A 15317-nucleotide genomic window follows, 5' to 3' on the forward strand; every position below is an offset into this window, starting at 1 on the left:
CATGCTCATCGCTTGCGGGAATTATCCGTCTCATCATCATCGACAAGGAGACGATCGTTGACGGAAAGCAGCCTTTCTATCAGCTTCGGCCAGGCATTCGTGGCACCGGATCGGCGTCGCCATCGCAGTTCGATGTCGGTACAGATACCCGGTGGCTCGCAGTTGTCCGCCAAGGGCGCCTGCGCCCTGATCAGTGATTCAACCTGGCGCAATGCCATCGCCAAGCAAGCCGGAGACCTGAGCGTACGAGGCTTTCTCGCCGATTACTACTCGACGCCGGAGCATTGGGACGTCAAGACATCGGCCCATCGCGTGTTGCGTGCCCTGAATGGCTGGAGCTATAGCCAAAGCGCCTATATCGAAGGCGGCAGTTATATCTGTTCACTATCGGCCATGGTGTTCCGCCGTCGTGAGATGCACCTGTTCCACATGGGCGACACCTTGGTGTTCCGTCTGCGAGGCGCCGAATTCGAGCAATTGTCACGCGACCACGTCACCGACCTGGGCGGCTATCGCTATCCGTCACGTGCGTTGGGCATGGATGGTAGTCTCGACATCGATTACGTGACGGATTCGCTCAAGCAGGGCGACCTTTTTCTTTTCACCACCCAGGCCGTACGCGGCACCCTGTTGCCCTCGGACTTCGTACAATTGATCCGTGCCGATGTCAGCGATCTCGATGCGACCTGCGAGCGCTTGGCCGAGGCAGCGCTGTCCCGCGCGCAGGAACGCGGTTACGGCGGCGATCAGTTCTGCTTCCAACTGGTGCGCATCGACCGACTGCCCGAGGAAGTCGAGCCCGAGCATCCCGTGCCATTGTATGGTGACTTGCCGGTGCCCCCTGAATTGACGCCTGGAGAGCGTCTCGATGGGTTTGAGGTGCAGGAGGTGTTATCGCGGACGGCCAAGTCGCGTGTCTATCGCGTGCATGATGCGCGCAACGAGCGCGAGATGGTGATGAAGGCCCCGAGCCCGGAGCTATCGCTGCGCAATGCCTACCAAGAGCATTTCGCGCTTCAGCAGTGGATCGTGCAGCGGGTCAACTCCCCGTTCGTAGCCAAGGTTGTGGACCCCGTCCGCCCGCGTCGCTATCAGTATTATCTGCTCGATTACATCAAGGGCGAATCGCTCAGCGATTGGGCGCTGCGCCACCCTCAGGCGAGTCTCGAGGCACGCCTGGATTTGGCGCGGCAGTTGGTGAAGGCGGTGCAGGCCTTGCATCGCCGCGATGTGTTACATCAAAACATTCACCCCGATAACCTGATGGTCGATTTACATGGGCAACTGGTGCTGACGGATTTCGGCGCTTGCCATTTGCGTGAAAGCGACAGCCAGCAAGCTGCGCGGGAACTGGCCCGTCAGGTGGGGTTAAATGAGCACAGCGCACCGGAATACGCACTGGATACCGAAGTAGGGCGGCGCAGCGATCAATACGAGCTGGCCTCGACCATCTACTGGTTGCTGACCGGACATCAGCCCTATGCGCTAGCGCCTAACGAATTGCGCAGCCATACCGACCTCGAGCGCATGAGCTATACCAATGCGCGTCGCTACAACCCCGCCATTGACGCCGCACTCGATGGTGCTCTGAGGCGCGCGCTCGACCCTCAGCGTGCGCTGCGGTTTCGCCGCCTGGGTGAGTTCGCCTACTACCTGCGCACGTCCAGGCGGAGCGAAGACGGCGTAGCACGTCAGTCTTGGCAGACGCCGGCCACGCTGTGGAAAGCCGTGGCCGGTGTGCTGTTGCTGTTGTTATTGCTGTCGTGGTGGTTGGGGTGAGGCCATAAGAGTTGTTGAGTCAGCGTCGGCTCAAGCCTGATCTAGCTTCTGCTTGAGAAGGCTGTTGACCTGTTGCGGGTTGGCGGTACCGCGCGAGGCTTTCATGACCTGGCCCACGAAGTAACCGATCATCTTGCCGCGCTTGGACTCGTCGGCTTCGCGGTACTGGGCGACCTGAACTGGGCTGTCGGCGATGACCTGGTCGATCATGCCTTCGATGGCGCCGGTATCGGTGACCTGCTTGAGCCCGCGTGCCTCGATGATGGCGTCGGCACTGTCTTCCTCGCCGTCCCATAGCGCCTGGAAGACCTGCTTGGCGGCCTTGCCGCTGATGGTGTCGTCCATGACGCGCTGAATGAGGCCACCGAGCTGCTCGGCCGTGACCGGGCTGTCGCCGATTTCCAGGTTTTCGCGGTTGAGGTTGGCCGAGAGTTCGCCTTGCACCCAGTTGGCGGCTTGCTTGGCGTCGCCGCAGACATCCTTGACGGCTTCGAAGTACTCGGCCATGGCACGGCTCGAGGCCAGCACGCCGGCGTCATAGGCGGACAAGCCCAGCTGGTTTTCGAAGCGGCGGCGCTTTTCGCTGGGCAGCTCGGGCATGAGCGCGCGCTGGTGATCGACATAGGCACCGTCGAGCGTCACCGGAAGCAGGTCGGGGCAGGGGAAGTAACGGTAGTCGTTGGCTTCCTCCTTGGTGCGCATACCGCGCGTCTCGTCGCGTTCCGGGTCGAACAGTCGCGTTTCCTGCACGACCTGACCGCCATCTTCGATGAGTTCGATCTGGCGCTCGACCTCGAAAGCGATGGCCTTCTCGACGAAGCGAAACGAGTTGACGTTCTTGATCTCGGCGCGGGTGCCGAAAGCGGCCTGCCCCTTGGGACGTACCGAGACGTTGACGTCGCAGCGCATCGAGCCTTCGGCCATGTTGCCGTCGGAGATACCGAGATAGGTAACGATGGCGTGCAGCGCCTTGATATAGGCGACCGCTTCCTTGGCCGAGCGCATGTCGGGCTCGGAGACGATCTCCAGCAGCGGCGTGCCGGCACGGTTGAGATCGATGCCGGTCATGCCGTGATAGTCCTCGTGCAGCGACTTGCCGGCATCCTCCTCGAGGTGAGCGTGATGAATGCGGACGCTGCGCGTCGAACCGTCGTCGAGGGTGATCTCGACCTTGCCGGGGCCGACGATGGGCTGCGCCATCTGGCTCGTCTGATATCCCTTGGGCAAATCCGGATAGAAGTAGTTTTTGCGCTCGAACAACGAGGTCTCGGGGATCTCGGCGTCGACGGCGAGACCGAATTTCACCGCCATCGCCACGGCGTTTTCATTGAGCACTGGCAGTACACCGGGCATGCCGAGGTCGACGGCGCACGCCTGGGTGTTGGGCTCGGCACCGAAGGCGGTGGACGCGCCGGAGAAGATCTTGGACTGGGTGGCGAGCTGAACGTGGACCTCGAGCCCGATCACGGTTTCCCACTGCATCATGCCATCTCCTTGCCGAATGCCGGACGCTTGAGGTGCCAGTCGGTGGCCTGCTGGAATTGATGCGCCACGCCGAGCAGCTGGGCCTCGGCGAAGTGCGGAGCCAGCACCTGGAGGCCTACGGGGCGGTTACCGGCAAAGCCGGCCGGAACGCTGATGCCCGGAATGCCGGCCAGGTTGACGGCGATGGTGTAGATATCCTGCAGGTACATCGAGACCGGATCTTTCTGCGCGCCGAGGTCGAAGGCCGGCGTGGGGGCGGTCGGCCCCATGAGCACGTCGACTTCGTCGAAGGCGTCGAGAAAGTCCTGGCGGATCAGGCGGCGCACTTGCTGTGCCTTGAGGTAGTAGGCGTCGAAGAACCCTTCGGACAGCGTGTGCGTGCCGATCAGGATGCGCCGCTTGACCTCTTCGCCGAAGCCTTCGGCCCGCGTGCGCTTGTAGAGGTCCTCAAGGTCGGTCGGATCCTCGCAGCGGTGGCCGAAGCGCACGCCGTCATAACGCGACAGGTTGGACGATGCCTCCGCCGGTGCGATGACGTAGTAGGCAGGAATCGCCAGGTGCGTGTGCGGCAGGCTGACTTCGCAGACCTTGGCGCCGAGCGACTCGTAGACCTTGATCGCTTCACGCACGGCGGTTTCGACCTCGGGGTCGAGCCCGTCGCCGAAATATTCCTTGGGCAGCCCGATCTTGAGGCCGGCCAGCGAGGTGTCGAGCTCGGCGGAGTAGTCGGGCACCACGCGTGCCACGCTGGTGGAATCGCGAACGTCGTGGCCAGCGATGGTTTCGAGCAGCAGGGCACAGTCGGCGGCGGTGCGTGCCATGGGACCGCCCTGGTCGAGGCTCGATGCGTAGGCCACCATGCCGTAGCGCGACACGCGCCCGTAGGTGGGTTTCAGGCCGGTAATGCCGCAAAAGGCGGCCGGCTGACGAATCGAGCCGCCGGTATCGGTGCCGAGCGCTGCCGGTACCAGGCCCGCCGCCACGGCCGCGGCGCTACCGCCCGAGGAGCCGCCGGGTACGGCGCTCAAGTCCCAGGGGTTCTTGACCGGGCCATAGAAGCTGTTTTCGTTCGACGAGCCCATGGCGAACTCGTCCATGTTGGTCTTGCCGAGGCTGACGCCACCCGCCTGGCGGATCTTCTCGACGACCGTGGCGTCATAGGGCGCGACGAAGCTGTCGAGCATCTTCGAGCCGCAACTGGTGCGTACGCCCTGGGTGCAGAAGATGTCCTTGAGCGCCAGGGGCAGGCCGGCAAGGGCGGCGGCATCGCCGGCTGCGCGTGCCTGGTCGGCGGCGTCGGCGTCGGCCAGGGCCTGCTCGGTGGTCACGCTGATGAAGCTGTTGAGGTCGCCGTCGAGGCGCTGTATGCGATCGAGCGCCGACTGGCACAGCTCACGGCTGGAGAACTCGCCTGCTTGAAGGCCGGCGGCAAGCTCCGTGAGGGTCTTGTCATGCATGGAAGAATATGACTCCTGGTTCGAATCCTGACGAGGCTGCTTCACTCGACGACTCGCGGAACGAGATAAAGACCATCGGTAACGGCCGGTGCACAGGCCTGGAAGCGTTCTCGCTGGCTATGTTCGGTCACCTCGTCGGGCCGTAAGCGCTGGGTGGCATCCAGCGGATGCGCCAATGGGATGATGTCTTGAGTGTCGACGGCCTGAAGTTGATCGACCATCTTCAGGATGCGGCTCAAGTCGTCGACATAACCGGTTGCTTCGTCCTCACTCAAGCCGACGCGGGCCAAATGGGCGGCACGGAGCACGTCTGCATGTTCGATCGCCATATCGTTTGCCTTTTATGGATACTGCGCGGCGCGTGTCATCGCCGCGCCAATGAAGCTCTGACGCCGGGAATAACCCTAGAATTTACCATATCTGGCGAGCGCTGACAGGCCTTTGCTTGCCGCGCCACCCCCGCGATGGTACCGTTTGCATCCGCACAGGGTTCCGGTCTGGACTAGGTGAAAGACTTCCATGTTTAAACGTTTACGGGGGCTTTTCTCGAGCGATCTGTCGATCGACTTGGGAACCGCCAACACACTGATTTACGTGCGCGGTCGCGGTATCGTGCTCGACGAGCCGTCGGTCGTGGCGATCCGCCAGTCTGGCAATATGCGCACCGTCGCGTCCGTGGGGATCGACGCCAAGCGCATGCTAGGTCGTACCCCTGGCAACATTACCGCGATCCGTCCCATGAAGGACGGTGTCATCGCTGATTTTACCGTCACTGAGCAGATGCTTCAGCACTTCATTCGCAAGGTGCACCAAAGCACGTTCTTGACGCCGAGCCCACGTGTCTTGGTATGTGTGCCGTGCATGTCGACTCAGGTCGAGCGGCGCGCCATCAAAGAATCGGCGGAAGGCGCCGGCGCACGTGAGGTCTTCCTCATCGAGGAGCCTATGGCGGCGGCCATCGGTGCCGGCCTGCCGGTCGAGGAGGCCACGGGGTCGATGGTCGTCGATATCGGCGGCGGGACTTCCGAGATCGCGATCATCTCGCTCAACGGCGTGGTGTATTCCGAATCGATCCGTGTCGGGGGTGACCGCTTCGATGAGGCGATTACGGCGTATGTACGTCGTCATTATGGCAGCCTTATCGGCGAGGCAACCGCTGAGCGCATCAAGGAAGAAATCGGCTGTGCCTACCCCGGCGGCGAGTTGCGTGAAATCGATGTGCGCGGCCGCAATCTGGCGGAAGGCATTCCGCGCAGCTTTACGCTCAATTCTCACGAGATTCTTGATGCCTTGCAGGATCCGCTCTCGTCCATCGTTGCGGCGGTCAAGAGCGCCTTGGAGCAGTCCCCTCCCGAACTGGCGTCGGACATCGCCGAACGCGGTGTGGTATTGACTGGTGGTGGCGCGTTGTTGCGTGACATCGACAAGTTGATCGCCGAAGAGACGGGCTTGCCTGTGATCGTTGCCGAGGACTCGTTGACATGTGTGGCCCGTGGCGGCGGCAAGGCGCTGGAAATGATCGACCAGCGGACCTTCGAGTTGCTGTCCAGCGATTGACGCACCCGGGCGCTTGCCATGTTAGCGCCGATACGCTTGCCTGGCAGCCACGCGCGATACGAGTGGCTGCCAGCGTGTGTCCGGTCGTGATGAGTCTTGCGTCCTGTCTGCGGAGGAAGGCTTATTAAACCCCTATTTTCGCATGGCCCGGTGCCCAGCTACCGCATGTTGCTATGTGCGGTGGCCGCCTTCTCATTGATGTTCGCGGAGCATCGCCTACCCTTCATGGACGATGTGCGCTCGCAATTGACCACCGTGGTGGCACCCGTGCAATGGGCAGTGAGTCTGCCTAGCGAGGGGTTGTCCTGGGCGGCGCTGGTCTTTTCGGATCAGCGTGCCCTGGTGGATGAGAATCAGCGCTTGCGTCAGCAGTTGCTGACGTTATCGCATCGCGTTCAGCGTATGGCGAACTTGACGGCGGAAAACGTGCGTCTGCGAGAGTTGCTGAATGCTGCGCCGCGCGATGAGGTGCCTTATATCACGGCTGAGTTGTTGTCGTTGGATTCCGACCCTTTCACCCAGCAGATGGTAATTGGGCGTGGGCGTCGTGATGGTGTCTATGTCGGGCAACCTGTCATGGATGCCTCTGGCTTGATCGGTCAGGTCATTGCCGTATCCGCGTATACGAGTCGCGTACTTATGGTCAGCGATGCTAATAATGCCGTGCCGGTGCAGGTCAATCGCAGTGGACAGCGTTTCATCGTCCAGGGCTCTGGTGACCTCGATACTTTGAATGTGCTCAATGTGCCGGCGACCGCCGACCTCCAGCAGGGTGACCTGCTCACGACGTCGGGCTTGGGCGGACGTTTTCCCGAGGGCTATCCTGTCGCGGAGATTACACGGGTAAACAGGGATGGCCAGCATTCTTTCGCGAGCGTCGAGGCGCGTCCGCTTGCGCAACCCGAGCGCTCACGGCATTTCTTGCTGCTGTTTCCCTCGCCTGCGGCGGCGGCCGTCACCAGCGACGTCAATATCGAGGCCGCATTGCACTTGATGGATGGTGGGGCGGGAAAAATGCCCAACGAGCTTGAGAAGGCGCGCCCATGATGCGCTTGCCAGGACTACTCATGATCTGGTTCACCCTGCTGGTGAGCTTGTGCTTGCAAGTCATGCCACTGCCCGATGCATGGCTGATGTGGCGTCCCAATTGGCTTGGTCTGGCATTGGCTTATTGGTGTATTGCTGCCCCCCAGCGCGTCGGTGTCTTCCATGGTTTCGTGCTCGGCTTACTGCTGGATCTGATCGAGGGAACGCCCTTGGGCCAGAACGCTTTGGCGTTGTCGCTGCTCACCTACTTGTGTCTCTTGCTCTATCAACGCCTGCGTGCCTATTCCATCTGGCAACAGGCCGTCCTACTGTTCGTGTTGCTGGGCTTGATCCAACTGATCGAGCAATGGCTGCGCACGATTTTCGGCCCGGTGTCTATTCATCTAGCCTTCTTGCTGCCCGCGCTCATAGGCGCTGCCCTGTGGCCATGGTTGTTCACCATGATGCAAGTACTACGGCGCCGCTTGAAAATCGTCTGACCTTGCTGCCTTTATCTGCGTACCCTCTGCCACCCAAGCCGTGAGGAAAAGCATATGTCCACACCCCAGGGGGCGTCGTTGCGCCTGGCATCGGCTTCGCCGCGTCGCCGTGAGCTGTTGGCTTCGATCGGCATCGAGGTCGAAGTAGCGCCGGCGGATATCGATGAGACTCCGCGGTCGGAGGAATTGCCTGCCGCTTATGTGGAGCGCCTTGCGAGAGACAAGGCGCAGGCCGGTGCGGCGGGAACGTCGCTGCCCACATTGGGGTCCGACACAGCGGTGGTGTTGGGGCAGCGCATCTTGGGGAAACCGCGTGATCGCGAAGATGCCGTTGCCATGCTTACGGCGCTGTCGGGCAGCACTCATGAAGTGATGACTGGCGTCGCGGTGACAGGGCCGTGTGGAATGTTGTCGACCTACGTGACGACCCGGGTGACACTGCGTCCGCTCGCAGCGCACGAGATCGATGCGTACTGGCATAGTGGTGAGCCCGTCGACAAGGCCGGCGCCTATGCCATACAAGGGCTAGCGGCGATCTTTGTCGAGCGCATCGAAGGTAGTCACTCCGCAGTAGTCGGGCTACCGCTTTTCGAGACCGCCAAGTTATTGACGCGCCAAGGTGTCTCGCTGTGGGGCGAGCGCTTGGCTGTGCCATAATGCCGACAGATTATCTGGTTAGGGGCAACGCATGAGCGGCGAGGTACTGATCAATTTGACGCCCATGGAGACACGCGTCGCCGTGGTCGAGAACGGTGTCTTGCAAGAAGCCTTCATCGAACGCAGCCGTCGGCGTGGCATTGTGGGTAATATCTACAAGGGCAAGGTTGTACGTGTACTGCCGGGCATGCAGGCTGCCTTCGTGGATATTGGGCTCGAGCGGGCGGCCTTCATTCATGTCAACGAAGTCGTTGCGCCCAACGCGAACATCGATGAACACACCACGATCTCGCACTTGCTCCAGGAAGGGCAGCCATTGGTCGTGCAGGTCACCAAGGATCCCATCGCATCGAAAGGGGCGCGTTTGACCACGCATCTGTCGGTGCCGTCGCGCTATCTGGTGTATATGCCCGACTCGCCACATACGGGTGTCTCCCAGCGTATCGAGGATGAGGGCGAACGCGAACGACTCAAGACGTTGATCGAAACCTCTCAGGCAGCAATGCACGATGAAGTGCCCGGGGGCGTGATCATCCGCACTGCTGCCGAGGGTGTGGGACAAGAAGAGCTGGCGACCGACATGCATTTTTTGTTGCGGCTCTGGCGCAAGGTCGATGAGCGTCGGCTTAACGCCACCCCGCCGGCTCTTCTTTATGACGACCTGCCGTTATTTATCCGTACGTTACGCGACGTGTTACGTGCTGACATTGAGCGCGTACGAATCGATTCGCGCGAAAACTACGCCAAGCTCAAAGAGTTCGCCAAGGAATTCATGCCCGATGTCGAGTCGTGCATCGAGTACTATCCAGGCGAGCGTCCGCTGTTCGATCTTTACAGCGTCGAGGACGAGATCCAGAAGGCTCTGGGCCGCAAGGTACAGCTCAAATCGGGCGGTTACTTAGTTATCGACCAGACTGAGGCGATGACCACCATCGATGTCAATACCGGCGGTTATGTGGGGCATCGTAACCTCGAGGAGACCATCTTCAAAACCAACCTCGAGGCAGCCACGGCGATCGCGCGTCAGCTGCGGCTACGCAACCTGGGTGGCATCATCATCATCGATTTCATCGACATGGAAGAGCTCGAGCACCAGCGCCAGGTTCTGCGTGTTCTCGAGAAGGCACTGGAACGCGACCACGCCAAGAATAAGCTGACCGGCGTGACCGAACTCGGCTTGGTGCAGGTGACGCGCAAGCGCACTCGCGAAAGCCTCGAGCAGACCTTGTGCGAGCCTTGCTTGACCTGCCAGGGACGCGGAACACTCAAGACACCGGAGACCGTGTGCTACGAGATATTTCGGGAAATCCTGCGCGAAGAGCGTGCTTACAGCCCGGAAACCTACATGGTGCTGGCTTCTCAGGGAGTGGTCGATCGCCTGCTCGACGAAGAATCGACAGCGGTGGCGGACCTGGAAGCTTTCATTGGCAAGACGATTCGCTTTCAGGTCGAAGCCCACTATTCCCAGGAGCAGTACGACATCGTGCTGATGTGAGCCCATGAATGCGTTGCGAGGAGCGTGGCGCTGGGCGCTCACAGTCGTGGCGGTGGTACTGAGCATCATCGTGCTGGTGTTGCTGGCAGCGCGCGGTCTGGCGACACAGGTCGATGCGTTTCGCGACGATATCGAAGCCCAGCTCTCCGAGCGTTTCAGCGCCGATGCCGAGCTTGAGAATCTCGGCGCCGATTGGCATGGTTGGGACCCGTCTGCGACGCTTTCGGGCATGACCTTGCGTGCCAAGGTGCCTCAGGCGCCGCCTTTGCTGAGCCTTGAAAGCGCGCATGCGCGTCTCGATACCCTGGCGTCGCTACGCGCGGGGTATCCCGTTTTCGAAAGGGCCGAGGTCGAACAAGCGACGCTTCATCTCTATCAGCGTGCCGAAGGGGGGTGGGGCTGGCCCTCGGCGGAAGTGCCTGATGAGGTTCAGGCACCGGGCCGCTTCCGTCTCGCCGATATCGACCGTTGGGTCGGCGCTCTTCTGCGTCAGCGTGTCGCCATTCATGACGTGCGCGTGGTGCTGCATGGGCGACAGGATGAGGTCACGCTCGTGGCACCGCGCGTGCTGATGGCGGGTGGCGATTCACAGGCCCATCTCGAAGGTCAGTTGCATGTCGAAGGCCAACCGGACGCCGCGTTGAGCGCGGTGCTCGAGGTACTACCCGGGCGTCGTGGACTGGGCGCCTTCAATGCTGCCTTGCAAGTCGACGTCAACGCCCAAGGACTGCGTGCCCTAGGGCAGGTGTTGACCGCTCAGCAACGCTACACTCTGAAAACGGTAGAAGGCGACGCCCGGCTATGGGCCCGCTGGCATGATGCCCGCCTTGAGGATGCTCGCCTGCGGTTGTCGCTACCCAGACTGGATATCATACGACGTGATGGCTCGCCGCTGGCATTCGAGGATATCGGCGTGCGTGCCCAGGCGTTGCGAGATGACAATGGCGGCTGGGATATCTGGGCCAATGGCCTAGTCGCCAAACGCAATGGCGACGACCGTGAAGGATCACCCTTGCCCGAGCGATTACAGGCGCGCGTTGAAGGCGCCGACTGGTGGCTGCGCAGCAGTGATTTTTCGCTGGGTGCATTGGCCGCTTGGGGCGGCATGCTGCCGTTGTCGGATGAACACAAACGAATGCTTGACCAGATGGCTCCACAGGGGCAAGTTGTCGGCCTCGAAGTCGGGCATCATGACGGCCGTTGGTTTTCACGAACGGCACTGACGGGGGCACGCGTGTCGGCTTGGGACGGCATTCCCGGTGGCGGGCCATTCAGTGCCTGGGTGACCACCGACAACGCTTCGGGAAGCGTGCGTTTTCGGGATGAGTCGGGCATGGCGCTCGCATTCCCCGACGTCTATGTCCAACCAATCGCACTGGATGCTGCGGCCGGGCGTATCGACTGGCAGCGTGACGGCAATGCCTTCTATATTGAAGGCAAGGCGTTACGAGCCAACTGGCGCGGGGCCGAGGTGACCGGTACGTTCGTGACGCACCTACCGATGGCCGAGGACAAGCCCGGACGACTTGATCTTGATCTGGCGTTTTCCGATGCCGATGCGATCGATACCCCGCTGCTCGACTGGTTGCCCACCCAAACCATGGATGACGAACTGCTCGATTGGCTGTCGCAGGTCAGTGGGCGCGTTTCTCAGGGCAGTCTGTCATTGTCGCAGACGCTGACCGAACGCGAGGCGCCCGAAGGGAAGTTATTCGTCAATCCCGATGATCGCCTGCAGCTGGAATTGGATGTCGAGCAGGGCCGTTTGCCCTATGACCCCGAATGGCCAGCGCTGGAAAACGTTGCCGGCCATTTGGATATCGATAACCAGACCCTGGTCGCGCAGGTGGACCACGCCTCCAGCATGGGCCTGGAAACGCGTGACGCCCGTGTCTTGATGGTCGGCAACACGCTGGGTGTGCGCGGGCCGGTCACGGGGTCCAGTCAGGCATTGCTGGATTATCTCGCCGAGGCGCCGCTGGAAGATCTCAGCGAAACTTTCGCCGATTGGCAGAGTGAAGGCCACGTCGAGGCCGATCTCGACATGACGATTCCGCTGGCGATCCCTGAAGCAATGAAGGCCGATATCCAAGGGCGTGTCGAGGCCTCGCGGCTGTACCTCGGCATGTTGCGCCTTCCGCTCGAGGATGTTCAGAGTGATCTGCGTTATCGCCGCCTCAAGGATCAGGACCTGCTGACCGGTACTGTGAGCGCGCGGGCGTTGGGGGGGGATATGAAGGGCACGTTGGACATGGGGGGAGATGGCTTTACCTTCACGGGTCGTGCCAGCGCCGAGGGGCTATTGAGCTGGGCGCGCCTGGCGCCGCAGCCCGCGCTTGCCGAGGGCACGCTACCGTATCGCGCACGGGTCACCTTCGATGAAAAGGACAACGCGAGCGTACGCGTCACCAGTGATCTCAAGGGTCTGGCCCTGCGCCTGCCGGCCCCCTTTGGCAAGGCCGTCGACGACACGGCGCCGCTGGAAGTCAGCGCGGATGTGGCGTCAGGCAGCGGCCGGATCCGAGTGTCGGACTGGGGGCGGTTACGCTGGCGTACGCGAGGCGAACGCTTACAGGGTCAGGCATGGTTGGAGAATTGGCCGGAAGCGCCTCAGTGGCCACAGCAGGACGGTTGGACCGTGAACTGGCAGCCGCCGCGCTTGGATCCTCAACAATGGATCTCGCTGCTGCGCGAGCGGGATCTCAATCGGCAAGTCACCGCGCAACCCAAAGGCATGCCGGACGATATATCGAGTGGCACGGGCGAGGGTGTATCGAGCGGTCTGCGGCGTATCGCCGTCTCGACGCCCTGTGTCGTGCTCGATGAACAGTGCCGGGGGGCGTTACAAGCCGATGTCACCCCACTCGAGGAGGGATGGCAACTGACACTGGCGGGCCCGGTTGCAGCGGGAGAAGCGCAGTGGCGGCCAGAGACGTCGCGTCCGTTGGATATTGACCTCGCACGTCTCGACCTCGATACCTTGTGGCCTGCCGAGGGGGGCACCCAAGACGACGGCCAGGTGAGGCTCATCGATGAAATCGCCACACCGCCGGATCCGGTAGCGCTTCCGGATGGCGTGGAAGGCTGGCCCGATGGGCGCTTGCATGTCGGCGAGCTGCGTCATGATGGACAAACCTTCGGTCCGCTCGATGCCGACTGGCAGACCTCATCGCAGCGTCTGGATATCAAGCCGTTGTCGCTGGTGGTCAACGGCGTGACGGCGAGCGGCGAACTGGCTTGGGAAACCGCGGGGCGAGAAGGTAGCCTGACGCGCACACGGTTGGCCCTGAAAGGTAGCAACCTCGGCGACGCCTTGGTTCGCCTGGGGCAGCCTGAAGTGGTCAATAGCGAAAGCGTCGATCTGAATGCGCGCTTGGCATGGCCTGGCGCGCCATGGCAATTTGCAGTGGAACGCTCGCAGGGTAGCGCGTCGCTGTCATTGACCAATGGGCGTTTTCGGCAGGTCGATTCGGGCCCAGCCAAGCTGGTGGGACTGCTTAATCTGGATAACATCTTCCGTCGGCTGACGTTGGACTTCTCCGATATTACCCAGGAGGGGACGGCGTTCAATAGCGTGAACGGCGAGGCAACGCTGTTCGATGGCAAGCTCGTGACCCGAGGCCCGGTTGAAATCGACGGTTCGGCCACCCACTTTACCTTGCAAGGCGAAGCCGATCTCGTGCAGCGTACACTGAATCAGCGACTGGGTATCACCGTGCCGGTGAGCCAGAATTTGCCGCTGGCGGCCGTGCTTGTTGGCGCGCCGCAGGTAGGCGTGGGCTTGTACCTTGCCCACAAGCTCTTCGGCGGCTGGCTCGATAAGGCAACGCAGATACATTACCGCGTGCACGGCTCATGGTCGTCGCCGCAACTAACACTGGAAAGCGCCCGATGAACGCACTCAACGACAGCGCCTTGAATCAGGCGACCTCATTGCTCCTCGCGCCGGGCGGTCTCGACCTGGCGGCGCTAGATACCGGCTTGGACCATGCCATGGGGCCGGGCATCGATTATGCCGACTTATATTTTCAACGTACCTGGCAAGAAAGCTGGATACTCGAGGACGGCGACGTCAAGGAGGCCGGCTACAGCATCGACGGTGGCGTTGGCGTACGCACCCTGACCGGGGAAAAGACCGGCTTCGCCTACTCCAATCAGATCAGTGCCGATGCGCTGGCCGATACTGGGCGTATTGCAGCAGGTATTGCGCGAAGCGGCCAACGCTTGCCACCCCAGGCGGTTCAGGCCGCCATGCCCACGCGGCGCTACGCCGATGTCGATCCTCTGGCGGGGCTGTCCGCCGAGGATAAAATCGCCATGCTCAAGACGGCGGATCGCGTGGCCCGCGCCGCTGATCCTTGCATTACGCAGGTCAGTGCCTCTTTGTCGGGCGTCTATGAAGTAGTAATGGTGCGCGCCAGTGATGGCACGCTCGCCGCCGATATTCGCCCCTTGGTACGGTTCAACGTCAGCGTTATCGCCGTGCGTGACGGGCGCCGTGAGCGCGGTAGCGCCGGCGGTGGCGGTCGCTATTCGATGGCGCGCTTGCGCGACGAGAATGTGGCGGAACGCTTCGCTAAGGAAGCGGTGCGTCAGGCAATGGTCAACCTGGATGCGGTCGATGCGCCGGCCGGCCAAATGCCGGTGGTGTTAGGCAACGGCTGGCCCGGCATTCTGCTTCACGAGGCGGTGGGGCACGGCCTCGAAGGTGACTTTAATCGTAAAGGCAGCTCGGCCTTCGCGGGGCGTATCGGCGAGCGCGTGGCCGCGCCGGGTGTCACGGTCGTCGATGACGGGACGCTATCTGATCGGCGCGGATCGCTGAGTGTCGACGATGAAGGTACCCCGACACAGCGCAACACGCTGATCGAAGACGGTATCCTCAAGGGGTACATGCAGGACAAGCTCAACGCGCGTTTGATGGGTATGGCGCCCACCGGCAATGCGCGTCGCGAGTCCTACGCACACGTCACCATGCCGCGCATGACCAATACCTGCATGATGGCCGGCCAGGATGATCCCGAGGATATCGTCAAGAGCGTCAAGCGGGGCATCTATGCGGTGAGCTTTGGTGGCGGCCAGGTCGATATCACGTCGGGACGTTTCGTGTTCTCCGCCTCTGAGGCTTATTTGATCGAGGACGGTAAGATCACCGCGCCGGTCAAGGGCGCGACCTTGATCGGCAACGGGCCGGAGGTGATGCAGCAGGTATCGATGATCGGTCACGATCTCGAGCTGGACACCGGTATTGGCGTCTGTGGCAAGGAAGGTCAGGGAGTGCCGGTCGGCGTGGGCCAGCCGACACTCAAAATTGACGAGCTCACCGTGGGCGGAACGCAGTCATAAAGCTCGAAGCGGAAA

At 61.7% G+C, this 15317-nt stretch carries 11 protein-coding genes; 8 read left to right on the top strand and 3 right to left on the bottom strand.

The window, feature by feature from the left end; genetic code table 11:
* Nucleotides 1-132 precede the first annotated feature (132 nt).
* Nucleotides 133-1779: a bifunctional protein-serine/threonine kinase/phosphatase gene (locus L1075_RS05030; RefSeq protein WP_378111488.1), complete on the top strand. Its 1647-nt coding sequence runs from the start codon at nucleotides 133-135 to the stop codon at nucleotides 1777-1779.
* Nucleotides 1780-1809: 30 nt separating this feature from the next.
* On the opposite strand, the gene gatB is transcribed toward L1075_RS05030, so the two are convergent.
* From gatB to gatC, 3 genes are read right to left on the bottom strand one after another with little or no spacing between them, the layout of a single operon-like run.
* On the bottom strand, nucleotides 1810-3261 hold the full coding sequence (gene gatB / locus L1075_RS05035) for an Asp-tRNA(Asn)/Glu-tRNA(Gln) amidotransferase subunit GatB (RefSeq protein ID WP_246940707.1): 1452 nt from the start codon (nucleotides 3259-3261) through the stop codon (nucleotides 1810-1812).
* Nucleotides 3261-4721, bottom strand: a complete 1461-nt coding sequence (gene gatA, locus L1075_RS05040; protein WP_246894247.1) for an Asp-tRNA(Asn)/Glu-tRNA(Gln) amidotransferase subunit GatA — start codon at nucleotides 4719-4721, stop codon at nucleotides 3261-3263. Before gatA ends, gatB begins: the two co-directional genes overlap by 1 nt.
* A gap of 41 nt (nucleotides 4722-4762) precedes the next feature.
* Nucleotides 4763-5050, bottom strand: a complete 288-nt coding sequence (gene gatC, locus L1075_RS05045; protein WP_246894246.1) for an Asp-tRNA(Asn)/Glu-tRNA(Gln) amidotransferase subunit GatC — start codon at nucleotides 5048-5050, stop codon at nucleotides 4763-4765.
* Between the two features lie 190 nt (nucleotides 5051-5240).
* Between gatC and L1075_RS05050 the strand changes: the two genes are divergently transcribed.
* From L1075_RS05050 to tldD, 7 genes are all read left to right on the top strand, one after another.
* Nucleotides 5241-6278 (top strand): rod shape-determining protein, encoded by a 1038-nt coding sequence (locus tag L1075_RS05050; RefSeq protein WP_040241875.1) that lies wholly within the window; start codon nucleotides 5241-5243, stop codon nucleotides 6276-6278.
* A gap of 123 nt (nucleotides 6279-6401) precedes the next feature.
* Nucleotides 6402-7325 (top strand): rod shape-determining protein MreC, encoded by a 924-nt coding sequence (mreC, locus tag L1075_RS05055; RefSeq protein ID WP_040242158.1) that lies wholly within the window; start codon nucleotides 6402-6404, stop codon nucleotides 7323-7325.
* A gap of 20 nt (nucleotides 7326-7345) precedes the next feature.
* Entirely contained in the window at nucleotides 7346-7804 is a 459-nt protein-coding gene (mreD, locus tag L1075_RS05060; RefSeq protein ID WP_378111471.1) for a rod shape-determining protein MreD, read from the top strand.
* A gap of 54 nt (nucleotides 7805-7858) precedes the next feature.
* Nucleotides 7859-8461, top strand: a complete 603-nt coding sequence (locus L1075_RS05065) for a Maf family protein (RefSeq protein ID WP_040241871.1) — start codon at nucleotides 7859-7861, stop codon at nucleotides 8459-8461.
* A 31-nt stretch (nucleotides 8462-8492) separates the two neighbouring features.
* Entirely contained in the window at nucleotides 8493-9956 is a 1464-nt protein-coding gene (rng, locus tag L1075_RS05070) for a ribonuclease G (RefSeq protein ID WP_040241870.1), read from the top strand.
* A gap of 4 nt (nucleotides 9957-9960) precedes the next feature.
* On the top strand, nucleotides 9961-13851 hold the full coding sequence (locus L1075_RS05075; RefSeq protein WP_246940518.1) for a YhdP family phospholipid transporter: 3891 nt from the start codon (nucleotides 9961-9963) through the stop codon (nucleotides 13849-13851).
* The gene (gene tldD, locus L1075_RS05080) at nucleotides 13848-15302 is read left to right on the top strand and encodes a metalloprotease TldD (protein WP_246940521.1); all 1455 of its coding nucleotides are present in this window, start codon (nucleotides 13848-13850) and stop codon (nucleotides 15300-15302) included. Before L1075_RS05075 ends, tldD begins: the two co-directional genes overlap by 4 nt.
* Nucleotides 15303-15317 lie beyond the last annotated feature (15 nt).

The organism is Chromohalobacter beijerinckii, from assembly GCF_023061185.1.
Lineage (GTDB): Bacteria > Pseudomonadota > Gammaproteobacteria > Pseudomonadales > Halomonadaceae > Chromohalobacter > Chromohalobacter beijerinckii.